Here is a 23,048-nt window from a genome sequence, read left to right on the forward strand (position 1 = left end):
ACGGGCGTTGAGTTTCAGAGTTTTCGTCATTCCGGGGTGGCCCTCGCACAGGCCAGGCCCAGAATACCCGTTCCAGGCTCGGTCCTACGACCGCCCCCGAATGACGAATCCCGTTACGTTTCCCTCGTGAAGAACGGCACAAGCTTTCCCGCAAACGGCTTGAAGCTCACGACAACCGAATCGCCGATGACGAGATCGTTCCCGCCGTGGGCCATCATGCGAAACCCTTCCGCGCAATCGACCAGCAGGATGTTGTAGGGCACGTGCGCCCGTGTCTCGGGCGTGGCGGCGCGGCAGACCAGCGAGGTGGCGTAGACCTTGCCCTTGCCGCTCGCGCGCTGCTCGCGCGGGTCCGATTCGCCGCAGGCCGAGCAGAAGGCGCGGTGGAAATACTGCACGTGTCCGCACGCGGTGCAGGTCTGGTAGGTGATGGCCTCGTTGCCCTTGGTCCAGTCGGCCAGACGCTCGCTCATCGCACCCGCTCCAGGAACATGCTCACGTGGGACGACAGCACGCCGCCGTCGCCATGCAGCAGCGCGATGGAGGCATCGCGGACCTGTCTGTTCGCCGCCCGCCCCGTCATCTGCAAATGCGCCTCGACCAGATGCGCCATCGCGCCGCCGACGCCGCAATGGCCGTAGCTGAGCAGCCCGCCATGGGTGTTCAGCGGCATGGCGCCGTCGCGGCTGAAATGGCCTGATCGCACCCGCGCGGCCGCCTCGCCGCGACCGGCGAGTCCGAGGTCTTCCAGCAGCATCGCGAGCGTGATGGTGAAGCTGTCGTAGATCGCGGCGTAGCGCACGTCGGAGATCGCAAGGCCGGTCGCCTCCTTGGCGCGCGCGATCGAGATCTCCGCACCGAGCTCGCTCAAGCTTGGTGCGGCCGTGACATGCTGATGGGTGTGCGCCTGTGCGCAGCCGCGAATGCGCACGCCGGTCTCACCGGTCCGCTCGCGGCTGATGACGAAGGCGGCGCCGCCATCGGAGACCGGGCAGCAATCGAGCAGCTTGAGCGGCATTGCGACCGGCTTCGAGGCCATGACGTCGGCGACCGTGATGGGATCGTGGAATTGCGCGCCGGGATGGGTGCAGGCATGGGCGCGCATCAGCACGGCGAACTCGGCAAGATCTTCTTCGGTCACGCCGTATTCGTGCATGTAGCGCGTGGCGACGAGACCGTAATAGGCGGGAATGGTCGGGCCCAGCGGCACCTCGTAATCGGGATGGCCGACCTGCGCCAGCGCCTGGATCGAGGCATCGCGGCTCTGCCCGGTGAGGCGGTTCTCGCCGGCGACGACGAGGACGTTGCGGCAGACGCCCGCGTCAACGAGGTGATGGGCGAGCATGGTCATCGCGAGCCCCGTGGCGCCGCCGACCTGCACGGCGTGGGCGTAGGCAGGCCGGATGCCAAAGTGCTCGGCGAAGACGGTGGCGAGCATGATGTGCGGCGAGACCGTGGAGTAGCCGCAGAGGATGCCGTCGATGTCCGACCGCTTGAGCCCGGCGTCGTCGAGCGCGGCTTGCGCGGCCTTGCTCATCAGGTCGAGCGACGATGAACCTTCGTGCTTGCCGAACGACGTGAGGCCGACGCCGGTGATGAAGCTCATGTTCTCTCCTCCCCGTCATTCCGGGGCGGCCCAAAGGGCCGAGCCCGGAAGCCATCGAGCGGCATCTGCGGAGGAGGAATGGATTCCGGGCTCGCGCCCAAGCGGGCGCGCCCCGGAATGACGGATGAGAGAGCTATTGTCATCCCCTACTCCGGCACTGATCGCGTGACGCCGTCGCGGACCATGGCGGCGATCTCGTCTGTGGAGTATCCGATCTCGCGCAGAATCTCGGCGCCGTGCTCGTTGAGACGCGGGGCCAGCCGCACCGGCTCGGCCTCCGTCTCCGACCACGTCGCCGTCACCTTCATGCTGCGGATCGGGCCTTCGGTCGGATGGTTGACGACCGGGAAGAAGTTCGTCGCTTCCAGATGGTCGTCGTGGAGCACACCCTGCAAATCATGCATCGGCATCACGGGCACGTCGGCCTTCGTCAGCAGATCGATCCACTCCGCCGTGGTGCGCGTCTCGAAGATGCGCGCGAGTTCGGCATAGACGACGTCGATATTGGCGGCGCGGCCGGCGAAGGTGGCGAACTTCGGATCCGCGCGCAGATCGTCGCGGCTAGTCGCCTTGAAGAAATTCTCCCACTGCTTGTCGTTGTAGACGATGACGCTGAGATAGCCGTCCGAGGTCTTGTAGGGCCTGCGGTCGCGCGAGAGGTGGCGGGCATAGCCGCCCTTGTCGAGCGGCGGCTCGTAGGTGAGCCCACCCATGTGGTCGCCCATGACGAAGCCGGCCATGGTCTCGAACATCGGGATGTCGACCCGCTGGCCGCGCCCGGTGCGGTCGCGATGTACGAGGCTGGCGCAGATCGCCCCAACCGCGGTGAGGCCGACGATGCGGTCGACCAGCGCATTCGGCACGTAGCGCGGCACGCCGTCGCCAGTCTGCGCCATGAGCGCCGGCAGCGCGGTGGCGCCCTGGATCAGATCGTCGTAGGCGGGCTTTGCGGCATAGGGCCCGTCCTGGCCGAAGCCGAACACGCCGGCATAGACGAGGCGCGGATTGATCTTGGAGACGACGTCATAGCCGAGTTGCAGCCGCGCCATCGCCTGCGGACGGACGTTGTAGACCAGCACGTCCGCATCCATCAGAAGCCGCAGCACGGCTTCGCGCCCCGAGGGCTTCTTCAGGTCGAGGCAGATCGAGCGCTTGCTGCGGTTGGTGTTGAGGAACACCGGGCCCATGCCGGCATGGCGCATCGGGCCGATCAGGCGGGTGACGTCTCCGTCGAGCGATTCCACCTTGATGACATCTGCACCGTAATCGCCGAGCATCTGGGTCGCGTAGGGCCCCATCAGCACGGTGGTCATGTCGATGACCTTGATGCCCTTCAGCGGCCCCATCGTTCGCTCCCGATTGCGCAGGCGCCAAGGCGCGGCCCCGCGATTTCGGTCCAGCTAAGGGCAGTGACGCCGCGTGCGCAAGGGCGGCCGGGGTATGGCCGCATGCGCCGCGCGGCGATATCGGCCGCTATTTCTTCTGGCGGGATTCGCGGATCTTGAGGAGCCGGTCGAGCTCTTCGTTCTGCTGGCTGATCCGGTCGGCGATACGCGACTCACTCTGCTCGCCCGAAGCAGCCGCGGCCTGCTCGATGAGCTGGCGGATATTGTCCTCGAGGATCGCAATACGATCGTTGAGTGCGTCCATCGACAGCGAGTCTTCGTAGTCAGTGCTCATGATGCTTTTCCGCCAATCAATCAGGAGCGTTAAGGTGGGCCAAGCAAGGCAGGCCCACCATGATCTAACGCAAGGAAGATGGTGGGCACGGCACCTTCGCGCCTTTGCCCACTCTACAAGGCCTACTTCAACGGCTCCAGCACCGAGACGTAGTTCGCAACCGCAGCACCGCCCATGTTGAAGATGCCGCCGAGCTTGGCATTCTTGAGCTGCATGCCCTCGGGCGCCTGGCCGGCGAGCTGCATCGCGGTCATCACATGCATGGAAACGCCGGTGGCGCCGATCGGATGGCCCTTGGCCTTGAGGCCGCCGGACGGATTGACCGGCAGCTTGCCGTCCTTGAGCGTCCAGCCTTCCTTGATGGCGCGGGCGCCCTGCCCCCTCGGGGTCAGGCCCATCGCTTCGTACTCGATCAGCTCGGCCACCGTGAAGCAGTCATGGGTCTCGACGAAGGACAGATCGGACAGCGTCACACCCGCCTGCTCCAGCGCGCGCTGCCAGGCGACGGTGCAGCCCTCGAACTGGAGGATGTCGCGCTTGGACATCGGCAGGAAGTCCTGGGCATGCGCTGTGGCGCGGAAGCCGATCGACTTGCTCATGGTCTTGGCGGTTTCGGCATCGGCCAAAATCAGCGCCGCGGCGCCGTCGGAGACCAGCGAGCAGTCGGTGCGCTTCAGGGGGCCGGCGACGTAAGGGTTCTTCTCGCTCTCGGCGCGGCAGAAGTCGAAGCCGAAATCCTTGCGCATCTGGGCGAAGGGGTTGGCGACGCCGTTCTTGTGGTTCTTGGCCGCGATCAGCGCCAGCGCATCGGACTGGTCGCCGTACTTCTGGAAGTAGGAGCTGGCGATCTTGCCGAACACACCGGCGAAGCCGCCGACAGTGTCGCCGTCCTCGGGCAGGTAGGAGGCCTTGAGCAGGTTCTTGCCGATCTCGGGCCCCGGGGTGCGGGTCATCTGCTCGACGCCGACCACCAGCACGATCTTGGCCGCGCCCGCGGCGATCGCGCGCAAGCCCTGATGCACGGCGGCAGAGCCGGTGGCACAGGCGTTCTCGACCCGGGTCGCGGGCTTGAAGCGCAGCTTCGGATCGGCCTGGAGCACCAGGGAGGCGGTAAAATCCTGCGGCGAGAAGCCGGCGTTGAAATGGCCGAGCACGATCTCGTCGACATCGCCGGCCGAAATGCCGGCATCCGCCAGCGCCTCATTGGCGACGCGCACGACGAGACTTTCGACGGTTTCGGTGTCAAACTTGCCGAACGGCGTATGCGCCCATCCGACGATGCTGGCGGTCATGGTCATGTCTCCCTGGGGGTCTTTTCCTGAGCTAAGTCTTAGCCCAGGGATGGCAAGACTTCACGCGGCTTTCAGGGCCTGAAGCGTGCGCTGGCAGATGGCAGTTATGCCGGCCCAGTTCCCGGCCTTGATCTCTGCCGCCGGGCACAGCCAGGAACCGCCGACCGCGACCACATTGGGTTCGGCGAGCCAGGTTGCCGCATTGGCCTCACTGATGCCGCCGGTCGGGCAAAACCGCACGTTCGGGAACGGCCCGCCGAGGGCGCGCAGGCCCTTGAGGCCGCCGGCCTGCTCGGCCGGGAAGAATTTTGCGACGTCGAAGCCGTAGGACAGCGCCATCATCAGCTCGGACGCCGTGGCGATGCCTGGTGCGAACGGCAGGGAGCTGTCGGTGGCGGCCTTGAGGAGATCGGGGGTCAGGCCCGGGCTGATGCCGAACGCGACCCCGAGCTTCTCGACGCGGACGAAGTCGGCGGGATTGAGAATCGTGCCGATGCCGACGACCGCCTCCGGCACCTCGGCCATCATCGCCCTCGCCGCCTCGATCGCGACAGGGGTGCGCATGGTCACCTCCAGCGTGCGGATACCGCCGGCAACCAGCGCTTTCGCCAGCGGCACGGCATCCTGGATCCGCTCGATGGTGAGGACGGGAATGACGGTCGCGGCCTTGAACAGCGCGACGAGGTGGTTCTGTTGGGCGGTCGTGGTCATGGGTCTCGATTCATTTGGTCGCGTCTACTTGGTCCCCTGGCGAGAGGCCGCCGGCCGATGCCGTTTCTTCGGCGGCATGGCATAGCCCGGAATGATGGCCCCAGCATAGCAGATCACGACGGAGGCGAGCCGGTGCCCGGCCTGGGCCGCCTCGACCGGATCGGAACCGGCAAGCCGGGCGGCGATGTAGGCTGCGGCAAAGCTGTCGCCGGCCGCCGTGGTGTCGACGACGGGGTTCGTCATGGGTTCGGCGCGGACCTCGCTCGTTCCGCCGGGGAAGCGCAGCAGGCTCACGGGCTCGGCAAGGCGGAACACCAGTTCCGGGGTCGGGATGCGCGCCATCAGCTGATCGTGGCTCTCGCCGGGATAGAGCGCGAGCAGATCCTCAGTCGAGGTCAGCACGATGTCGGCGGTCGCAAAGGCCGCGGCAAAGACCTCGCGGGCGACGTCGCGGTTCGGCCAGCCGCGCGCGCGAAAATTGGTGTCGAACACGAAGCGGGTGCCGAGCAGGCGCGCCCGCTTGATCGCCGCGAACAGGCGATCGCGCCCCGCAGCATCGTAGATCGAGAGCGTGATCGCGGAGAGATACACGACGTCGTAGCTCATCAGCGAGTTGAGCAGCTCGTCGGTCTCCGGCAGGCTCATCAGCTGCCGCGCCGCCGCGCTGTCGCGCCAGTGGAAGAACTGGCGCTCGCCCTTCGCATCCGTCTGGATCATGTAGAGGCCGGGCAGCTTGCCGGCGAGCCTTGCGACGCGGCGTGTGCCGACGTTCTCCGCGGTCCAGGCCGCGATCATCTCGTCGCTCAGGCCGTCGTCGCCGAGCGCGGTGAGATAGTCGACCTTGACCTCGAGCCGCGCCAGATACACGGCGGTGTTGAGGGTGTCGCCGCCGAAGCCGCGCGAGTAAAGCCCGCCGCCCTGCCCGGCAGACGCGCCACTTTGCGCCTGCCGGAGCTCGACCATGCATTCGCCGATGCAAGCAACGCTCGCCATCACCAGGGCCCGCTCTGCCGGAGATCAGGCGACGAAATTGCCGCCGAGCTCGTCTTCGATGTGAATGCGGATGATGTCGTCGAAGTTCTTCTCGGCGGTGGTGAAGCCGAGCTCGAGCGACCGCTTGGCGTTGAAATTGCGCGGCCAGCCGCCGACGATGCCGACGATGAATGGATCGGGCTCCCGCTTGATGCGCGCGGCGACCTTCTCGCCCGCAACCCGCTTCAACGCGGCGATCTGCTCGCCGACCGTCGCCGACAGGCCCGGCATGGTCAGGTTGCGGCGCGGGCCGACCTTTTCGAGATCCATGGTGCCGGCATGGAGCAGGAAGCCGACGGCCGAGCGCGGCGTGGCGTGCCAGTGACGAACGTCCTCGGACACCGGCAGGATCGCCTCCTTGCCGGCCAGTGGCTCGCGCAGGATGTTGGAGAAGAAGCCCGATGCCGCCTTGTTGGGCAGGCCGGGCCGGATGCAGATGGTCGGCAGGCGGATGCCGATGCCGTCGAGAAAGCCGCGGCGGGAATAGTCGGCCAGCAGCAATTCGCCGATCGCCTTCTGCGTGCCGTAGCTGAGCAGCGGCGTATGGAAGAACTCGTCGCCGATCGCATCCGGGAACGGCGCGCCGAACACCGCGATCGAGGAGGTGAACACCACACGGGGCTTGTAGCCGCCGCCGGCCAGCCTGACAGCGTCGAGCAGCATCCGCGTGCCGTCGAGATTGATGCGGTAGCCCTTGTCGAAATCGAGCTCGGCTTCGCCCGAGACGATCGCTGCGAGATGGAAGATCACATCGGGCCGGCCCGCAATCAGCTTCTCGGCCGCGCCAGGGACTGCGAAATCGCCCGACACGGTCTCGACCGGGAAGCCGGCCTTCTCCGGCTTCTTCGGCTCGACCACGTCGTGCATGGTCAGTTTCGTGATGTCGCTCTTGCCGAGCCGGCCGTCGCGCAGCAGCCGTTCACAGAGTTTGCGGCCGACCATGCCGGCGGCGCCCAGAACCAGAATGTGCAAGAGCTCAACTCCTCAGTTATTGGCCGGAGCGCGCCACCTCCGGCGCGTTCCCATGGCAAGCCCCGCGATCATTCCTTCACGGCGCCGGTCATCGCGGACACATAATGCTCCACGAAGAAGGCGTAAAGGATGACGAGCGGCAGCGAGCCGGCCAGGGCTCCCGCCATCAGCGACCCCCAGCGATAGATGTCGCCATCGACGAACTCGTTGACGATCGCGACCGGCACCGTCTTGTTGCTGGTCGACTGCAGGAACGTCAACGCGTAGATGAACTCGTTCCAGCACAGCGTGAAGCAGAAGATGAAGGCCGAGATCAGCCCGGGGATCGCGAGCGGCAGCACGATCTTGATCAGGATCTGCCAGCGGCTCGCCCCGTCGATCAGCGCGCATTCCTCGAGCTCGAACGGGATGGTCTTGAAATAGCCCATCAACAGCCAGGTCGAGAACGGGATCAGGATGGTCGGATAGGTCAGGATCAAGGCCAGCGGCGAGTCGAACAGGCCATACTGGAACACGACGGTGGCGAGCGGAATGAACAGGATCGACGGCGGCACCAGATAGGCGAGGAAGATCAGCCCGCCGACGAGATTGGCGCCCTTGTAGCGCAAGCGCACGATGGCGTAGGCAGCCAACACCGACGCGACGATCGAGAGGATCGTGGCGCAGATCGCCACATACATCGTGTTCCAGAGCCAGTGCGGGTAGTAGCTCTCGAACAGCAGCTTGTGGAAATGCTTGAAGGTCGGATTCCAGGTCCAGAACGGGTTGAACCTGTCGAGATCGAGCAACTGGTCGTCCGGCTTCACCGAGGTCAGCGCCATCCAGTAGAACGGGAACAGCAGGACCACGACGATGATCGTGAGCGGCAGATACAGCGTCACGAGCCGGCGCGGCACCGACTGCAGATAGCTCATGCCCTCGCTGTTATCGACGCGCGCGGGCGTCGCCAGCACGGACTTGAGATCGACTTTCGAGGCAGGAAGATCAGTCATTGTTCTCTCCCTGTTGCCATTTGCGACGCTGCAGGCCGAACCAGGACACCATGATCGCGGCGAGCAGGAACGGGATCATGGCGCTGGATATAGCCGCGCCCTCCCCGAGCTGCCCGGCGATGATCGCGCGCTGGTAGGACAGCGTCGCCATCAGATGGGTGGCGTTGACCGGGCCGCCACGCGTCATCGCCCAGATCAGCTGGAAGTCGGTGAAGGTGAACAGCACCGAGAAGGTCATCACGACGGCGATGATCGGCGTCAGCAGCGGATAGGTGATGAAGCGGAAATTCTGCCAGCGCGTGGCGCCGTCGAGCGTTGCCGCTTCATAGAGCGAGGGCGACACCGTCTGCAGGCCTGCCAGCAGCGTGATCGCCACGAACGGCACGCCGCGCCAGATATTGGCGAAGATCACGCAAATGCGCGCCCAGGTCGTGTCGCCGAGGAAGTTGATGTTCTGATTGATCAGGCCGAGATGCTTCAGCGACCAGGAGATGATGGAGAATTGCGAATCGAAGATCCACCAGAACGCCAGCGCCGAGAGCACCGTCGGCACGATGAAGGGGATCAGGACCATCGCCCGCAGCATCGCCTTGAACGGCATGTTCTCGTTCAGCAGCAGCGCGAGATAGAGTCCGATCGCGAATTTGAGGGCGCTGGCGACGAAGGTGTAGAGCAGCGTGTTGAACACCGACAGCCAGAAGATGGAATCGTCCCACAGCCACTCATAGTTCTCGACGCCGACGAAGTGCCCGACCCTGCCGATGCGAGTGTCCGTGAAGGACAGCCAGATGCCGAGCCCGAGCGGATAGGCCAGGAAGAAGATCAGGAAGGCCATGGCCGGCACCATGAACCAGAAGCCGAGCCAGTTGCGATTGTGTTTGAGCCGGGTCCAGGCGTTGTCCTCGCTCATCTGAGGCTTGGCCCGGGGAATTGCGACATCAGCCATGCCCGATATCCCTGATCGAAATGTTGGAGAGCGGGCGGCGCGACGGCCGCCCGCTCCGTGACGCTCAGCGATAGATGCGCTTCAGCTGGCGCTCGGCTTCCGCCATCGCGCCCTTCGCATCCTTGGTGCCGGTGCAGTAGTTGGCGAACATGTCGACGACGATGAAGTCGGCGATGGCAGTTGCCGCCTTTTCGCCGACGGTGCCGATACCGGCCGCCGGCAGCGTGCGCTTCGAGGCCTGAGAGAAGACCTCGTTCTTGGGATCAGCCTTCCAGATCGGCGCCGATTCATAGGCGTTCAAGGTTTGCGTCAGATAGCCCTGCGCGCCGTCCAGCCACTTCTCGTAGTTCTCCTTCTCCAGCATGAAGGCGATGAAGGCCTTTGCCGCATTCGGATATTTGGTGAAGTTGAAGGCGAGGATGGGCAGCGCAAGCTGCAGTTCGGTCGGCTTGCCGACCGGTCCGACCGGCCAGAGCGCGTGATAGGTGTCCTCGGCGAGCTCCTTCTTGCTCGCATCGGTCTTGGCGGCAACGTAGATCGAGATGCCGTTCGCCGTGCAGTAAAGCTCGCCGGCGAGGAACGCCTTGTTGTTGGAGGAATCATTCCAGGACGCGGTGCCCGGGATGAAGCTGTCGTACAGCGCCTTGCAATATTCCAGCGCCTTCGCCGTCTCCGGCGAGTTGATGATGATCTTGTCGTTCTGGTCGACCGTGTAAGCGCCGTGGCCCCACAGCACCCAGTGCAGCCACGAATTGCCGTCGCCCGAGGCATGACCGAGCGCGAAGCCGGCCGGCGTGTTGTTCGCCTTCAGGGCCTTGCACATCTCGAGGAAGCCGGGGAAATCCTTCGGGAATTCCTTGAACCCGGCCTTGTCGAGCGCCGACTTGCGGTACGTCATGTAACCGCCGTTGGTGGCGACGGGAATTCCGAGCCAATCGTTGCCCTGCTTGCAGGTCTTGGCGGCCGCGTCGGTCCAGCCGCCGTACTTCTTGCCGAGATAATCGGCGACGTCGTTCATCTTCAGCACTTTGGTCGGGAACAGCTGCGGCAGCGTGTGCAGGCCCCAGGCAAGGTCGAGCCCCGAGCCGGTATTGGCCGCAACCGAGGCCTTCGGCTGCACGTCCTCGAAGGATTCGCTGAACACGTTCATCTCGGTGCCGGTCGCAGCCTTGAACGCCGCCACCATCGCGTTGAACGCATCGTCTTCCGCCGGCACGAAGCGCTTCCAGCGCATCACGGTCAGCTTGGCGCCTGCCTCCGCCTTCCAGGGCGAGCTCTGTGCCCAGGCTTTGGCGAAATCGAACAGTGCCGGCCCGGTGAGCATGCCGGTCGCAGCCAATGCCGTTCCGCCTTGAAGCAGAGTCCGGCGGGTAAAGTCTTGCATGGTGTCCTCCCTGTGATGCTTTTTTATTATCTTAACTCAAAGCTACGCTACGCGTTCAGGCGTTTTCCCGTCGCGTCATCGAACAGATGCACCAGTGACGGCTCGGGCTTCAGCCGGATCTTATCGCCCGGGTTGAACTGGTGACGCTCGCGGAAGACCGCGACGACCTGCTCGCCGCCGATCTTGGCGAACACTTGCGTCTCGGAGCCGGTCGGCTCCACCACCACGATCTCGGCTTCGGCGCCGTCGTCGGCGATGGTGAAATGCTCGGGCCGCACGCCGTAGACCGCGGGACGGCCATCGGAGGCCGCAGGCGCGGTCTTGAGCGGCAGCTTGACGCCGTTCGGCCCCTCGAAGGTCGCAACGCCGTTGACCCGCACATGCCCCTTCAGGAAGTTCATCGCGGGCGAGCCGATGAAGCCGGCGACAAACTGGTTGTCGGGCTTGTCATAGAGCTCGAGCGGCGTGCCCATCTGCTCGACGATGCCGTCATGCATGACGACGATCTTGTCGGCCATGGTCATGGCTTCGATCTGGTCGTGGGTGACGTAGACGGTCGTCGTCTTCAGCCGCTGGTGCAGCTCCTTGATCTCGGTGCGCATGGCGACGCGCAGCTTGGCATCAAGGTTCGACAACGGCTCGTCGAACAGGAAGACCTGGGGATCACGCACGATGGCGCGGCCCATCGCGACGCGCTGGCGCTGACCGCCGGAGAGCTGGCGCGGATAGCGATCGAGCAGCGGCCCGAGCGCGAGGATCTCGGCGGCGCGCTTGACGCGCTTGTTGATTTCGTCGGCGCCCGCATTCCGCAGCTTCAGCGAGAAGCCCATGTTGTCGGCGACCGTCATGTGCGGATAGAGCGCGTAGTTCTGAAATACCATCGCAATGTCCCGCTCCTTGGGCTGGACATTGTTGACGACGCGGTCGCCGATCGAGATCGTGCCGGAGGTGATGTTCTCGAGACCAGCCAGCATGCGCAGAAGCGTCGACTTGCCGCAGCCGGAGGGGCCGACCAGGACGACGAACTGTCCATCCTCGATCGGTACGGTCACGCCGTGCAGGACTTCAAAATTGCCGAACGATTTCCGCACGTCGCGGATTTGCACAGACGACATCTAGCTCCCTCCTCGAAAGTCCACGACGCCTTTCGCGCCGCGACCGTCTTGTTTTTTCAGACTTCGCCGAACGAAGCCCGATCTTAGCGGGCGCCATTGTCGGCAGTTTGTGCGGTTTTGGCAATTTGTCTTTGGTTAGTCGTTGCTGGTAGCGCTGTCAACGTTCCTTTGTTTGCGGGACTGACTGTGTTAAGAGCAACAAATGGGTCGAAAACGCACCAAGTCAGGCAAAATCCGGTTGGCGGAAGTCGCCGAGCTTGCCGGCGTCAGCCCGATCACGGCGTCCCGCTTCTTCCGCAATCCCGAGGCGCTGTCAGTCGCCAAGCGGACGCGGGTCGAGAGTGCGGCGAAAGAGCTCGGCTATGTGCCGAATCTTGCGGCACGCGCGCTGGCTTCGCAACGCACCGAGGTCATCGGTGTCTTGATCCCCTCGCTCACCAACAACGTGTTCTCGGACGTGCTGCGCGGCATCTACGACGCGTCCGAAGGCGGCCGCTACTCGATCCAGTTGTCCAACACGCGCTACAGCATTCTCCAGGAAGAAAAGCTGCTGCGACTGTTTCTCGCACAGAAGCCTGCGGGGCTGATCGTCACCGGCATCGACCAGACCACGGAATCGCGCGCGATGCTGGAGGCCGCCGACTGCCCGATCGTGCAGATCATGGAGATCGGTCCCGATCCGGTCGACATGATGATCGGGTTTTCGCACTATGATGCGGCGCGCGCAGCGGTTGCGCACCTGTTCGAACAGGGGCGCCGCAGAATCGGATTCGTCGGCGCGCGCATGGATCCCAGGGTACAGCGGCGGCTGGACGGCTATGTCTCCGCCATGAAGGACGCCGGACTGTTCGAGCAGCGCCTCGTCGTCACGACGGCGACGCCGACCTCGGTGACGCTCGGCGGCGCCCTGTTCACCGATCTCCTGGCGCGAGAGCCCGACCTCGATGCGGTGTTCTGCGCCAATGACGACCTCGCACTCGGCGTCCTGTTCGAATGCCGGCGCCGCGAGATCGCGGTCCCTGACCAGATCGCGATCGTCGGCTTCAACGACCTCGAATTCATGGCGTCCGCCGTCCCCACCCTCACCAGCGTGCGCACCAACCGCTACGAGATGGGCCGGACGGCCGCCACCATGCTGATCGAGGCGATCGACGGACGGCGTCCCGAGCAGGCGGTGCTCGATCTCGGCTTCAAGGTGATCGAGCGGCAAAGCTCGACCTCGCGCCATTCGGACAGCAGGCCGTCCGTTTCGGGCGCGGGTGTGGCGAACAAAATGGTAGCGTTACCAAGTAGCCACGACTAGTATCGGATTTGTGAGGAAACGACCCGCCAGCGGGCCAGCGATCCATCATTCGCGCCGTTCGGCATCGCACAAGCCGACGCCCCAGGACTGATGTAAGTGGACGGACGCCGGTGCGTTTGCATTGCAGGAGAAACCAATGACAAAAAAGCCAACCAATGGGCATGCCCCCGCCGGCAACGGCTCCCGCCGCCACCTTCGCTCGCAGGAATGGTTTAACAATCCGCATAATCCGGGCATGACCGCGCTCTACATGGAGCGCTACCTGAATTACGGCCTCACCCGCGCCGAGCTGCAGTCGGGCAAGCCGATCATCGGCATTGCCCAGACCGGCAACGACCTTTCCCCCTGCAACCGCCACCATCTCGAGCTGGCCCACCGCGTCCGCGAAGGCATCCGCGAGGCCGGCGGCATCGCCATGGAATTCCCGACCCATCCGATCCAGGAGACCGGCAAGCGCCCGACCGCGGCGCTCGACCGCAACCTCGCCTATCTCGGCCTCGTCGAAATCCTCTACGGCTATCCGCTCGACGGCGTCGTGCTCACCACCGGCTGCGACAAGACCACGCCGGCCTGCATGATGGCGGCGGCGACCGTCAACCTGCCCGCGATCGTGCTGTCGGGCGGCCCGATGCTGAACGGCTGGCACAATGGCGAGCGCACCGGCTCCGGCACCATCGTCTGGAAGTCGCGCGAGCGGCTTGCCGCGGGCGAGATCGACTATGAAGAATTCATGGAGATCGTGGCCTCCTCGGCGCCCTCGGTCGGCCATTGCAACACCATGGGCACGGCATCGACGATGAACGGGCTTGCCGAAGCGCTCGGCTTCTCGCTGCCGGGCTGCGCGGCGATCCCCGCGCCCTATCGCGAGCGCGGCCAGATTGCTTATGAAACTGGAAAGCGCATCGTCGAGATGGTGTGGGAAGACCTCAAGCCCTCGGACATCCTGACCCGCAAGGCGTTCGAGAACTGCATCGTGATCAATTCGGCGATCGGCGGCTCGACCAACGCACCGATCCACATCAACGCCCTCGCCCGCCACATCGGCGTCGAGCTGTCGATCGAGGACTGGCAGAAGGTCGGCCATGACGTGCCGCTGCTGGTCAACATGCAGCCGGCCGGCTTCTATCTCGGCGAGGAATTCCACCGCGCCGGCGGCGTGCCCGCCGTGGTGCGCGAATTGATGAAGCACAAGCGCATCCATGAAGACGCCGTCACCGTCAACGGCCGCGGCATCGGCGAGAACTGCAAGGACGCGCCGGTCCCCGACAACGACGTGATCTGGGCCTACGACAAGCCGCTGGTGAAGGATGCCGGCTTCCTGGTGCTGAAGGGCAATCTGTTCGATTCCGCGATCATGAAGACGAGCGTGATCTCCAAGGAATTCCGCGACCGCTATCTCAGCAACCCGAAGGACCTCAACGCCTTCGAGGGCCGCGCCATCGTGTTCGAGGGCCCGGAGGACTATCACGAGCGGATCGACGATGCCTCGCTCGACATCGACGAGCGCTGCGTGCTGTTCATCCGCGGCACCGGCCCGATCGGCTACCCCGGCGGCGCCGAGGTCGTGAACATGCAGCCGCCCGCGGCGCTGATCAAACGCGGCATCCTGTCCCTGCCCTGCATCGGCGACGGCCGCCAGTCCGGCACCTCGGGGTCGCCCTCGATCCTCAACGCCTCGCCGGAGGCTGCCGCCAATGGCGGTCTCGCGATCCTCAAGACCGGCGACAAGGTCCGCATCGACCTCAACAAGGGCAGCGCCAACATCCTGATCTCGGACGAGGAGCTGAAGAAGCGCCACGCCGAGCTGAAGGCCAGCGGCGGATTCAAGCATCCGCCGAACCAGACGCCTTGGCAGGAGATCTACCGCAACACCGTCGGCCAGCAGTCGACTGGTGCCTGCATGGAGCTCGCCACGCGCTACCAGAACGTCGCCGGCACGTTCGGCGTGGCGCGGGACAATCACTGAACCGAGCACACGTAGCCCGGATGGAGCGTAGCGCAATCCGGGGTCCCTATCCGCAAACGCCAGATCCCGGATTACGCTTGCGCTCCATCCGGGCTACTGCGCTACGGCTATAAGCACATCGAGGAGAACAAGAAAATGGCCAACCGCCTCAGGGGCAAACGCGCCGTCGTCACGGCTGCAGCCGCCGGCATCGGGCGCGCATGCGCTCTCGCGTTCGCGCGTGAAGGCGCAACCGTCATCGCCACCGACATCAACGAAGCCGGCATCGCGGGCCTCACCAAGGAAGGCATCGCTGAGGTCGCAAAGCTCGACGTCCGCAACACCGCCGACGTCAACGCCTTTGCCAAGCGCGTCGGCAAGATCGACATCCTGCTCAACGCGGCCGGCTTCGTGCACCACGGCACCATCCTGGAGTGCTCGGAAGAGGACTTCGATTTCTCGTTCGACCTCAACGTCAAGTCGATGCACCGGACCATCAAGGCCTTCCTGCCCGACATGATCGCGGGCGGCGGCGGCAGCATTGTCAACATCTCGTCCTGCGCGGCCTTGAGGCCGCCGGCGAACCGCTACGTCTACAGCTCGTCGAAGGCGGCGGTGTCGCTGCTGTCGCGCGCGGTCGCGCTCGATTTCATCACCAAGGGCATCCGCTGCAACTCGATCTGCCCCGGCACCGTCGAGACGCCCTCGATGCTCGACCGCGCCGCCGCGCAAGGACCCCAGGGCAAGGAGATGTTCATCTCCCGCCAGAAGATGGGCCGGCTCGGCACCGCCGAGGAGATCGCCTCCATGGCGGTCTATCTCGGCAGCGACGAGAGCGCCTTCACCACCGGCGTCGACCTCGTCGTCGACGGCGGCTACATGCTCTGACGCCTGGGGCATCCGGCATGAACAAGATCGATCTCAACGGCCGCGTCGCCATCGTCACCGGCGGCGCGCAGGGCTTTGGCCGCGCCATCACCGAGCGCCTCACCGCCTCCGGCGCCAGGGTCGCGATCTGGGATTTCGACGCGGCACTCGCCGAGAAGACGGCGAAGGAGGTCGGCGGCGAGACCAAGGTCTTCAAGGTCGACGTCACCGACACCGCCGCCGTCGAAGAGACCCGCGATGCGACGCTCAAAGCCTTCGGCAGGATCGACATCCTGGTCAACAATGCCGGCATTGCCGGCGTCAACAAGCCGGTCTGGGAGACCGACCTCGAGGAATGGCGGAAAGTTCTGCGCATCAACCTCGACGGCCCCTTCATCGTGAGCAAGGCGATCGTGCCCACCATGCTCAAGCAGAAATACGGGCGGATCGTGAACATCGCCTCCATCGCCGGCAAGGAAGGCAATCCGAACGCAGCACATTATTCGGCCTCCAAGGCCGGCCTGATCGCGCTGACGAAGTCGCTCGGCAAGGAGCTCGCGGCGCACGACATCCTCGTCAACGCCGTGACGCCGGCGGCCGCCAAGACTGCGATCTTCGACCAGATGACGCAACAGCACATCGACTTCATGTTGTCGAAGATCCCGAAGGGTCGCTTCGTCCTCGTCGAGGAGCTCGCCGCGATGGTGGCTTGGCTCGCGTCCGAGGACTGCGCCTTCTCGACCGGCGCGGTGTTCGACATCTCGGGCGGACGCGCAACCTATTGAGGACAGCATGATCCGGGAAGGTGGATGCCTGTGCGGCGCGGTGCGCTTCAAGGCGGAGGGCGAGCCGCTCAACGTCCGCGTCTGCCATTGCCGCCTCTGCCAGAAGGCGATGGGCTCGCCCTTCTTCGCCCGCGCGCAATTCGACCAGCGCGCGCTGAGCGTCGAAGGCGACACCGCCCGCTACGCCTCGTCCGAAAACATCGACCGTGTGTTCTGCAAGCGCTGCGGCACGCGGCTGTTCGCCTGGCGGCGCAACGGCACGCTGGCGGGCGTATCCCTTTCCGTTTTCGATGATCGCAACGCCTTCGCGCCGACCGAGCACATCTGGGTCTCGGAGAAGCCCGCCTGGCTCAAGCTCGATGATGGTCTGACGCAATATCCGGGAACGATCCCGGCGTGACGTCAGGCCTGATCTGACGCAGGCGCACCTGTCGGCTGAGTACGCCCGCTCGTCGTCGCGATCCAGATTCCAGCAAATACCGCGACGATGCCGGCCGCCAGATTCCAGCGCAGCGGCTCGTTCAAAAGCCAGGCGCCGACCAGCGATGCCGTGATCGGGTTGACCGTCACCGAGATCGCGACTCGCGTGGGCGTCGTGCGCTCCAGCGCGAAGGCCCAGAGATAGAACGTCAGCGCCGCGCCAAAGGCGCCGAGATAGGCAGCCGCCAGCCATTGCGGCGTGCCGAAGCCTGCGACCGGCGCAAAGCTGCCGCGGACATACGAGAGCAGGATCAGGCAGACCGCGCCCGCCGCCATGCTCATCGTGGTGAAGGCGATCGGGCCGGAGCGCCGGATCAACGGCTTTGACCAGATGCCGTAGAGCGCCATGCACAGAGCCGCCGCCGTCATCAGGAGATCGCCGCGCCAGGCGCCTGAGGGCGCCGAGGTCAGGTCGGAGAGCAGCGCGATGGCGACGCCCAAGGTCGCGATCACCACACCGGCCGATTTGCGCCAGGTCAGCGCCTCGGCGCCGAGCGCGGCCCCGATCACCAGGGACAACAGCGGCAGTGTCGACAGCGCGAGCGCACCGCGCGCGGCGGTCGTGAAGATCAGCGATGCGTTGAACAGGATCGGGAACAGCGCGAAGAACAGGATGCCGAGCCCGATCGCGGCGGCCCAGTCCCCTCGCCCCGGCCAGCGATCGCCGCGCAGCAGCGTCAGCGGCAGCAGCAGAAGAAAGCCGATGCCGAACCGGAACGAGCCGATCGCCAGCGGATCGAGACTGCTCACGAGATAGCGCGTGGCGCCGATCGAAGTGCCGCCCAGCGCGCTCGACAGCACCGCGGCCAGAACGCCAAGAACCTCGCCCACGCTTCCTCCCGTTGATGCTTTGCAGGCAGCATAGGAGGCGCGCCGAAACAGGGAATGGAATTTCCGTCATGCCAGGATAAGCTTTCGTCATGAGCTCACCTGTTCTCGATCCTGATCTGCTGAAGGCGTTTGCCGCCGTCGCCGAACATCGATCCTTCACGCGCGCCGCCGCGACGCTCAACCGGACCCAATCGGCGGTCAGCGTCCAGATCAGGCGCCTGGAAGAACGGCTTGGCGCAAAACTGTTTCAACGCACCCGGGCCGGCGTCGCGCTCACAGCGGCAGGCGACGAACTCCTCGTCTATGCAAGGCGGCTGCTCGATCTCAATGCCGAGGCCGTCGATGCGCTCCGCGTGCGCAGGCACGACACGGTCGTCCGCCTCGGCGTGATGGAGGACTACGGGACGATCGTCATTCCGCCCTTGCTGGCGTCCTTTGCCCGACGCCATCCGGAAATCCGCGTCGAGATCGAGACCGGGCTGACCGCGACGATGCCGGCCCGACTCGGCGAAGCCTATGACCTCGTCATCGCCATGCACCCGGAAGGACGCGGCGATGGCGAGTTGCTGCGGCGCGAGCAGGCGGTCTGGGCCGCGGCTGCGTCGTATCCGGTCGAAGCCCAGGATACGCTGCCTGTCGCGCTCTACCCGCCGGGCTGCCTGTTTCGGCAATGGGCCGCGGACGCCCTCGATGCCACCGGCCGGCCCTGGCGGCTGGCCTTTGTCAGCCGCACGCTGGCCGCGGTCGAGGCCGTCGCGTCGCTGGGCCTTGCGATCACGGTCGTGAAAGCCGGCACCCTGCCCGCCAGCCTGCATATCCTGCCGGAGCGCGTCGGCCTGCCGCCGCTGCCGGCGGCGGACATCCGTCTTCACCGCGCCCGCAACCTGTCGCGTGTGGGTGGCCTGTTGGCCGACCATTTACAGCTTGGGATTTTGGAGCCGGTGTCCCATATCCTGATCTGACGCGTTGCCCCACCACCGGATTGGCCGGGTTGGCTGCAAGGCCACGAGGCACGAACCGGGACAATGAGCCGTGAACGTTTCCCTTTATGACATCTCCGTCTGGATCCTCCCGGTCCTGATCGCCATCACCTTCCACGAAGCCGCGCATGCCTTCGCCGCTCACCGCCTCGGCGACGACACGGCCTCGCAGCTCGGCCGCGTCAGCTTCAATCCGATCAAGCATATCGACCCGTTCGGCACCGTGATCCTGCCGGCGATGCTGCTGTTCGCGCATTCGCCGTTCCTGTTCGGCTATGCCAAGCCTGTCCCGGTGAATTTCCGCAAGCTCAATCACCCCCGGATCGACATGGTCTGGGTGGCCCTGGCCGGGCCGGTGACCAACATCCTGCTGGCACTGATTGCCGGCCTTGCCATCCGGGCCCTGCCCCGGGATCTGGACGACTGGTCGCGTTGGGTCCTTCAGAACCTCTGGAATGCGATCCGGCTCAACGCCGCGCTTGCGGTGTTCAACATGATGCCGATCCCGCCGCTCGACGGCGGGCGCGTCGCGGTGGGGCTGCTGCCCCGCACCCTCGCCGTGCCGCTGTCCCGGCTCGAGCCATTCGGGATGCTGATCCTGATCGGCCTGTTGATCCTGCTACCGCTGGCGGGTTCGCAGTTCGGTCTAAATCTTGATGTTATTTCAGCAATACTGCGAACGTTGACCGGTCATGTGATTCAGGCTGTTCTCTTCCTGACCGGCAATGCGTAGTTGAACAGCGACACCCGAACACAAGCCGAAGGGCCCGAGGCCGACTTGGTCAAAGCTGCCGATATGCTGATCGCGCGACGCGCGGACACCCGCGCCCGCGCCGATTTCGCCACCTGGAAGATGATGGCCAAGCTCAACGGCGCGTCCGCGCTGCCGGCGGAAGCCCAGGAATTCCTGGTGAGCTACCAGAACCTGCTGGCGCGGACGAGCGAGGGCGAGGCCACCGAGGCCACCATCGGCGCGATCTACAAGGCCTATTATGCCGAGATGGGCGGCGCGGGAACCCCGCCCGACGTGCGCCCGCGCCCGGCCGAGCCGGCAGCGGACAATGTTACCGCTTTCCGCCCCCCGGCGCCGAAGCCGAAGGCGACCAGCTTTTTCGGGGGTGGCACGGCCGCCGGTGCCCAGAAACGGCCGCTGCCGGTGGCGCTGATCTTCGCCTGCCTGGTCGTGGTCTATGTCGGCATCCGGCTCTATTGGCGCTGAGCCGTCTTCTTCTTTTTCTTCGCGTCTGGGGGCGTGAAGATGATGTCGACGGTGCGCTCGAACCGGTCCTCGGTCAGCCCGGCAGGCGGCTGCGGAATGGGGTCCGACTTGCGGACAATCGTGACCGCGGCCGCATCGTAAGCGGCGTCCCCGGACGACTCCACGACGTCGACGGAAAGCACGTTTCCTCTGCGGTTGATCGCAAAGCTCACCTTGACCTTCTGGTTACTGGGCTCCTTGCCCTCCGGATTGACCTTGTGAGCCGCGAGATGCGCACTGATCTTCCGATTCCAGTCGGCCGTGATCTTGAGGATGTCCTTGCCGAGCCCAAGCACCGGCGCCAGGGCTTTCTCGGCCTCGCGCGCGTCTTCATCGAGCGTCTGCCGCGCCGTCGCAACCGACTTCGGTGATGCTTCGGCCGCGGGGGTTTCGACCGCCGCGATCTTCGGATCCTCCTCCTGCGGCTTCTTCGAGATGTTTTCTGTCACGACCCGATCGGGATCGTCGACCTGCTGCGACTGATCCTTCGGCAGCTCCGTTTCCTTGGTCTCGGCCTTCTGTTCGGGAAGCGCCTGCTGCTCCTGCATCGCTTCGCTGTCGGGCCCGGGCGGAAGATCGGTTTCGGGCGCCTTTGGCGATGCCATCTCGACGGCGAACTCGGCGCCGGCCGCACCCAGACCGTCGTCTCCGTCGTCGGCCTGCAGATGCGCCAGCGCGAGCGCAGCACCACCCAGATGGAGCACCAGCGCCGCGACCGCCGCCAAGATCCAGAGCTTTCGGGATGGTCTGAGTTCGTCCGACATGGCCTGTCTTCTTAAGGCTGGGCGGCGCCTGCCGCAGGCGCTCCCGGAGCGCCTTCCAGCGCCACCAGCTTCACCCGCGTATAGCCGCCCGAGCGCAGGAGCTCCATGACGCCCATCAACTCCCCATATGGTACCGACTTGTCGGCACGCAGGAAGACGTACTTGTCCTTGCTCATGTCGGACAGTCCGTCGAGTGTCCCGATCAACTCGGTCCGGTGGACCGGATTTTCTCCGATGGCCAGCGTCAGATCGGGCTTGATGCTGAGATAGGTCGGCTTGTCCGGCTTCTTCTGCGGCGTCGCGCTCGACGTCGGCAGGTCGATCGGCAGATCGACCGTCGAGAGCGGCGCGGCGACCATGAAGATGATCAGCAGGACCAGAATGACGTCGATGAACGGCGTGACGTTGATGTCATGCGTTTCCGAGAAGTCGTCATCGTCATCATTGTCTGCGAGCGAGACGGCCATGGTTCACTCCGCTGCGCGCGAATGCACGCTGCCGTGGCTGCGGTCGAGATCGCGCGAGAGCAGCCGCGCCGCGGCGCCCGAGGCGCGGCTGACGAGCTCGAGATAGCCCTTCGTCACGCGCGAGAAGTGGTTGTAGATGATGACGGCGGGGATCGCCGCAACCAGGCCGATCGCGGTGGCGAGCAGCGCCTCGGCGATGCCGGGCGCGACCACGGCAAGGTTCGTGGTCTGCGACTTCGAAATGCCGATGAAGCTGTTCATGATGCCCCAGACCGTGCCGAACAGGCCGACGAAGGGCGACGTGGAGCCGATGGTCGCGAGCACGCCCATGCCGATCCGGATCCGCCGCGCCTCGGCGCGCACGATCTCGGAAAAGCTGGAGGCCGCACGCTCCTTGATGCCGGCGTCGCTGGACAGGCCGGCCGACATCCGCGCCTCGCGCAGGGCTGCCGCCAGGAACGACGGCAGGATGCCTTCCTTGGCGCCCAGCGCCATCTGAGCTTCGGCGAGCGATCGCGTCTCAGCAATCTTCTTCAGGGCCGAACGAAGCTTGGTGGACGCGACCGACAGCTCGATCGACTTGGCGATGAAGACGGTCCAGGTCATCAGCGATGCGAAGGCGAGCCCGATCATCACCGCCTTCACGATGACGTCCGCCGACATGAACATCACCCAGGGCGACAACTCCTTCATGGCCGGCGCGATCGCGGCGGACGCATCGGGCTTGGCCGTGGTCGAAACGCTGGCCGCGGGGGACGCTGCCGGAGCGGCCGTCGCGGAAGGCGCCGGGACAGCAGGCGTGGTGACTGCCGGTGCGACCGGGGCCGGCTGAGGAGCCGATTGCGCCGGTGCCGAAGGGGTTTGTGTCTGGGCAGAAACGGGGGATGCGAGCCAGGCGGCCGCCAGCATCGCGGCGGCGGCAAGGCTTGCTCTAGAGGTCATGGTCTTCATACTTCGGCCCAGTAGCGAATGAGGTTGTGATAGATACCCGTCAATTTGACCGTTTCGGGATCGTCACGCCCGAGCCGTTCCACCAGCGCCTGTATCGCGGTGTCGAGGTCGAAGATCATGCTCCGGGCTTGATCGTCCCGTATCATGCTCTGAAGCCAGAAGAAAGACGCAACCCGCGCTCCCCTCGTCACCGGCGTGACGAGATGGAGGCTGGTCGATGGATAGAGCACGCAGTCGCCCGCTGGCAACTTGACTTCGTGGGAGCCGTAGGTGTCCTCGATCACAAGTTCGCCACCATCGTACTCCTCCGGCTCGGCGAGGAACAGCGTCACCGACAGGTCCGTACGGATGCGAAGGCCGGTCAGACGGTCGCCGCGGATCGCATTGTCGACATGCAGGCCGAAATGGTGGCCGCTGCTCGCCGCATAGCGGTTGAACAGCGGCGGGAAGATCTGGAGCGGAACCGCCGCCGCGATGAAGCGCGGGTTCGACGTCAGCGCCGAGATGATCCGGTTGCCGAGCTTTCGCGCGACGTCGCTGTCGGGTGGGAGCTGTTCATTGCGCTTGACCATCGCCGACTGCGCGCCGGCAGTCGACCGACCGTCTTCCCATTCGCTAGCATCCATGATGCGGCGGAAATCCGCCACATCATCCTTGCTCAGAATGCCAGGCAGGCACGTCAACATG

General features: G+C 65.2%; 25 protein-coding genes. 8 read left to right on the top strand and 17 right to left on the bottom strand.

The genetic code is table 11. The annotated features are described in order from the left end of the window. Positions 1-113: 113 nt before the first annotated feature. From UNPF46_RS09930 to UNPF46_RS09985, 12 genes are all read right to left on the bottom strand, one after another. A complete protein-coding gene (locus UNPF46_RS09930) occupies positions 114-473 on the bottom strand; it encodes a Zn-ribbon domain-containing OB-fold protein (protein ID WP_100180549.1) in 360 nt (119 codons plus the stop codon). After that, the gene (locus UNPF46_RS09935) at positions 470-1,606 is read right to left on the bottom strand and encodes a thiolase family protein (RefSeq protein WP_142249895.1); all 1,137 of its coding nucleotides are present in this window, start codon (positions 1,604-1,606) and stop codon (positions 470-472) included. Before UNPF46_RS09935 ends, UNPF46_RS09930 begins: the two co-directional genes overlap by 4 nt. Positions 1,607-1,752: 146 nt before the next feature. Then, positions 1,753-2,952, bottom strand: coding sequence for a CaiB/BaiF CoA transferase family protein (locus UNPF46_RS09940; protein ID WP_100180547.1), 1,200 nt, complete (start codon positions 2,950-2,952; stop codon positions 1,753-1,755). A gap of 127 nt (positions 2,953-3,079) precedes the next feature. After that, positions 3,080-3,286: a hypothetical protein gene (locus UNPF46_RS09945; protein ID WP_094974637.1), complete on the bottom strand. Its 207-nt coding sequence runs from the start codon at positions 3,284-3,286 to the stop codon at positions 3,080-3,082. Between the two features lie 122 nt (positions 3,287-3,408). Continuing rightward, positions 3,409-4,578 (bottom strand): acetyl-CoA acetyltransferase, encoded by a 1,170-nt coding sequence (locus UNPF46_RS09950; RefSeq protein ID WP_100181539.1) that lies wholly within the window; start codon positions 4,576-4,578, stop codon positions 3,409-3,411. A 60-nt stretch (positions 4,579-4,638) separates the two neighbouring features. Beyond that, the gene (eda, locus tag UNPF46_RS09955) at positions 4,639-5,289 is read right to left on the bottom strand and encodes a bifunctional 4-hydroxy-2-oxoglutarate aldolase/2-dehydro-3-deoxy-phosphogluconate aldolase (RefSeq protein WP_100180546.1); all 651 of its coding nucleotides are present in this window, start codon (positions 5,287-5,289) and stop codon (positions 4,639-4,641) included. 24 nt (positions 5,290-5,313) lie between these two features. Next, complete coding sequence (locus tag UNPF46_RS09960; protein ID WP_142249896.1) at positions 5,314-6,282, bottom strand: sugar kinase; 969 nt, start codon at positions 6,280-6,282, stop codon at positions 5,314-5,316. 24 nt (positions 6,283-6,306) lie between these two features. Then, positions 6,307-7,293, bottom strand: a complete 987-nt coding sequence (gene denD, locus UNPF46_RS09965; protein ID WP_142249897.1) for a D-erythronate dehydrogenase — start codon at positions 7,291-7,293, stop codon at positions 6,307-6,309. 68 nt (positions 7,294-7,361) lie between these two features. Further along, positions 7,362-8,285: a carbohydrate ABC transporter permease gene (locus tag UNPF46_RS09970; protein WP_100180543.1), complete on the bottom strand. Its 924-nt coding sequence runs from the start codon at positions 8,283-8,285 to the stop codon at positions 7,362-7,364. After that, a complete protein-coding gene (locus UNPF46_RS09975) occupies positions 8,278-9,231 on the bottom strand; it encodes a carbohydrate ABC transporter permease (protein WP_100180542.1) in 954 nt (317 codons plus the stop codon). The genes UNPF46_RS09970 and UNPF46_RS09975 overlap by 8 nt, the downstream gene beginning before the upstream one ends. A gap of 64 nt (positions 9,232-9,295) precedes the next feature. Further along, on the bottom strand, positions 9,296-10,615 hold the full coding sequence (locus UNPF46_RS09980) for an ABC transporter substrate-binding protein (RefSeq protein ID WP_142249898.1): 1,320 nt from the start codon (positions 10,613-10,615) through the stop codon (positions 9,296-9,298). Between the two features lie 47 nt (positions 10,616-10,662). Further along, positions 10,663-11,730, bottom strand: coding sequence for an ABC transporter ATP-binding protein (locus tag UNPF46_RS09985; protein ID WP_100180540.1), 1,068 nt, complete (start codon positions 11,728-11,730; stop codon positions 10,663-10,665). Positions 11,731-11,932: 202 nt separating this feature from the next. Between UNPF46_RS09985 and gntR the strand changes: the two genes are divergently transcribed. The 5 genes from gntR (at position 11,933) to UNPF46_RS10010 (ending at position 17,030) form a co-directional block, all read left to right on the top strand. Next, a complete protein-coding gene (gene gntR, locus UNPF46_RS09990) occupies positions 11,933-13,033 on the top strand; it encodes an HTH-type transcriptional regulator GntR (protein WP_142249899.1) in 1,101 nt (366 codons plus the stop codon). Positions 13,034-13,169: 136 nt separating this feature from the next. After that, complete coding sequence (locus tag UNPF46_RS09995) at positions 13,170-14,999, top strand: IlvD/Edd family dehydratase (protein ID WP_100180538.1); 1,830 nt, start codon at positions 13,170-13,172, stop codon at positions 14,997-14,999. 135 nt (positions 15,000-15,134) lie between these two features. Further along, a complete protein-coding gene (locus UNPF46_RS10000; protein ID WP_181769875.1) occupies positions 15,135-15,866 on the top strand; it encodes an SDR family oxidoreductase in 732 nt (243 codons plus the stop codon). Positions 15,867-15,883: 17 nt separating this feature from the next. Next, positions 15,884-16,630 (top strand): SDR family NAD(P)-dependent oxidoreductase, encoded by a 747-nt coding sequence (locus tag UNPF46_RS10005; RefSeq protein ID WP_142249901.1) that lies wholly within the window; start codon positions 15,884-15,886, stop codon positions 16,628-16,630. A gap of 7 nt (positions 16,631-16,637) precedes the next feature. Continuing rightward, on the top strand, positions 16,638-17,030 hold the full coding sequence (locus tag UNPF46_RS10010; RefSeq protein WP_142249902.1) for a GFA family protein: 393 nt from the start codon (positions 16,638-16,640) through the stop codon (positions 17,028-17,030). A 2-nt stretch (positions 17,031-17,032) separates the two neighbouring features. On the opposite strand, the gene UNPF46_RS10015 is transcribed toward UNPF46_RS10010, so the two are convergent. Further along, positions 17,033-17,941, bottom strand: coding sequence for a DMT family transporter (locus UNPF46_RS10015; protein WP_142249903.1), 909 nt, complete (start codon positions 17,939-17,941; stop codon positions 17,033-17,035). An 89-nt stretch (positions 17,942-18,030) separates the two neighbouring features. On the opposite strand from UNPF46_RS10015, the gene UNPF46_RS10020 reads away from it, so the two are divergent. The 3 genes from UNPF46_RS10020 (at position 18,031) to UNPF46_RS10030 (ending at position 20,140) form a co-directional block, all read left to right on the top strand. Beyond that, the gene (locus UNPF46_RS10020) at positions 18,031-18,903 is read left to right on the top strand and encodes a LysR family transcriptional regulator (protein ID WP_142249904.1); all 873 of its coding nucleotides are present in this window, start codon (positions 18,031-18,033) and stop codon (positions 18,901-18,903) included. A gap of 70 nt (positions 18,904-18,973) precedes the next feature. Then, entirely contained in the window at positions 18,974-19,654 is a 681-nt protein-coding gene (locus UNPF46_RS10025) for a site-2 protease family protein (protein ID WP_100180532.1), read from the top strand. Between the two features lie 63 nt (positions 19,655-19,717). Further along, positions 19,718-20,140, top strand: a complete 423-nt coding sequence (locus UNPF46_RS10030; RefSeq protein WP_142249987.1) for a hypothetical protein — start codon at positions 19,718-19,720, stop codon at positions 20,138-20,140. On the opposite strand, the gene UNPF46_RS10035 is transcribed toward UNPF46_RS10030, so the two are convergent. The 4 genes from UNPF46_RS10035 to UNPF46_RS10050 are packed head-to-tail and all read right to left on the bottom strand — an operon-like array spanning position 20,128 to position 23,047. Beyond that, the gene (locus tag UNPF46_RS10035; RefSeq protein WP_100180531.1) at positions 20,128-20,943 is read right to left on the bottom strand and encodes an energy transducer TonB family protein; all 816 of its coding nucleotides are present in this window, start codon (positions 20,941-20,943) and stop codon (positions 20,128-20,130) included. The two genes, UNPF46_RS10030 and UNPF46_RS10035, sit on opposite strands and share 13 nt — an antisense overlap. An 11-nt stretch (positions 20,944-20,954) precedes the next feature. After that, positions 20,955-21,410, bottom strand: a complete 456-nt coding sequence (gene exbD / locus UNPF46_RS10040) for a TonB system transport protein ExbD (protein ID WP_100180530.1) — start codon at positions 21,408-21,410, stop codon at positions 20,955-20,957. A gap of 3 nt (positions 21,411-21,413) precedes the next feature. Next, positions 21,414-22,361: a tonB-system energizer ExbB gene (gene exbB / locus UNPF46_RS10045; RefSeq protein ID WP_142249905.1), complete on the bottom strand. Its 948-nt coding sequence runs from the start codon at positions 22,359-22,361 to the stop codon at positions 21,414-21,416. Beyond that, on the bottom strand, positions 22,358-23,047 hold the full coding sequence (locus UNPF46_RS10050; RefSeq protein WP_142249906.1) for a Fe2+-dependent dioxygenase: 690 nt from the start codon (positions 23,045-23,047) through the stop codon (positions 22,358-22,360). Before UNPF46_RS10050 ends, exbB begins: the two co-directional genes overlap by 4 nt. Position 23,048: the final 1 nt, after the last annotated feature.

The sequence above is a fragment of the Bradyrhizobium sp. UNPF46 genome (assembly GCF_006658625.1).
Classification (GTDB): Bacteria; Pseudomonadota; Alphaproteobacteria; order Rhizobiales; family Xanthobacteraceae; genus Bradyrhizobium; species Bradyrhizobium nitroreducens.

What these genes read in the sequence shown, in the direction of transcription:
- UNPF46_RS09930 (WP_100180549.1), bottom strand. Translation starts at nt 473, where the DNA reads ATGAGCGAGCGTCTGGCCGACTGGACCAAGGGCAACGAGGCCATCACC.
- UNPF46_RS09935 (WP_142249895.1), bottom strand. Translation starts at nt 1,606, where the DNA reads ATGAGCTTCATCACCGGCGTCGGCCTCACGTCGTTCGGCAAGCACGAA.
- UNPF46_RS09940 (WP_100180547.1), bottom strand. Translation starts at nt 2,952, where the DNA reads ATGGGGCCGCTGAAGGGCATCAAGGTCATCGACATGACCACCGTGCTG.
- UNPF46_RS09945 (WP_094974637.1), bottom strand. Translation starts at nt 3,286, where the DNA reads ATGAGCACTGACTACGAAGACTCGCTGTCGATGGACGCACTCAACGAT.
- UNPF46_RS09950 (WP_100181539.1), bottom strand. Translation starts at nt 4,578, where the DNA reads ATGACCGCCAGCATCGTCGGATGGGCGCATACGCCGTTCGGCAAGTTT.
- eda (WP_100180546.1), bottom strand. Translation starts at nt 5,289, where the DNA reads ATGACCACGACCGCCCAACAGAACCACCTCGTCGCGCTGTTCAAGGCC.
- UNPF46_RS09960 (WP_142249896.1), bottom strand. Translation starts at nt 6,282, where the DNA reads ATGGCGAGCGTTGCTTGCATCGGCGAATGCATGGTCGAGCTCCGGCAG.
- UNPF46_RS09970 (WP_100180543.1), bottom strand. Translation starts at nt 8,285, where the DNA reads ATGACTGATCTTCCTGCCTCGAAAGTCGATCTCAAGTCCGTGCTGGCG.
- UNPF46_RS09975 (WP_100180542.1), bottom strand. Translation starts at nt 9,231, where the DNA reads ATGGCTGATGTCGCAATTCCCCGGGCCAAGCCTCAGATGAGCGAGGAC.
- UNPF46_RS09980 (WP_142249898.1), bottom strand. Translation starts at nt 10,615, where the DNA reads ATGCAAGACTTTACCCGCCGGACTCTGCTTCAAGGCGGAACGGCATTG.
- UNPF46_RS09985 (WP_100180540.1), bottom strand. Translation starts at nt 11,730, where the DNA reads ATGTCGTCTGTGCAAATCCGCGACGTGCGGAAATCGTTCGGCAATTTT.
- gntR (WP_142249899.1), top strand. Translation starts at nt 11,933, where the DNA reads ATGGGTCGAAAACGCACCAAGTCAGGCAAAATCCGGTTGGCGGAAGTC.
- UNPF46_RS09995 (WP_100180538.1), top strand. Translation starts at nt 13,170, where the DNA reads ATGACAAAAAAGCCAACCAATGGGCATGCCCCCGCCGGCAACGGCTCC.
- UNPF46_RS10000 (WP_181769875.1), top strand. Translation starts at nt 15,135, where the DNA reads ATGGCCAACCGCCTCAGGGGCAAACGCGCCGTCGTCACGGCTGCAGCC.
- UNPF46_RS10005 (WP_142249901.1), top strand. Translation starts at nt 15,884, where the DNA reads ATGAACAAGATCGATCTCAACGGCCGCGTCGCCATCGTCACCGGCGGC.
- UNPF46_RS10010 (WP_142249902.1), top strand. Translation starts at nt 16,638, where the DNA reads ATGATCCGGGAAGGTGGATGCCTGTGCGGCGCGGTGCGCTTCAAGGCG.
- UNPF46_RS10020 (WP_142249904.1), top strand. Translation starts at nt 18,031, where the DNA reads ATGAGCTCACCTGTTCTCGATCCTGATCTGCTGAAGGCGTTTGCCGCC.
- UNPF46_RS10030 (WP_142249987.1), top strand. Translation starts at nt 19,718, where the DNA reads ATGCTGATCGCGCGACGCGCGGACACCCGCGCCCGCGCCGATTTCGCC.
- UNPF46_RS10035 (WP_100180531.1), bottom strand. Translation starts at nt 20,943, where the DNA reads ATGTCGGACGAACTCAGACCATCCCGAAAGCTCTGGATCTTGGCGGCG.
- exbD (WP_100180530.1), bottom strand. Translation starts at nt 21,410, where the DNA reads ATGGCCGTCTCGCTCGCAGACAATGATGACGATGACGACTTCTCGGAA.
- exbB (WP_142249905.1), bottom strand. Translation starts at nt 22,361, where the DNA reads ATGAAGACCATGACCTCTAGAGCAAGCCTTGCCGCCGCCGCGATGCTG.
- UNPF46_RS10050 (WP_142249906.1), bottom strand. Translation starts at nt 23,047, where the DNA reads ATGTTGACGTGCCTGCCTGGCATTCTGAGCAAGGATGATGTGGCGGAT.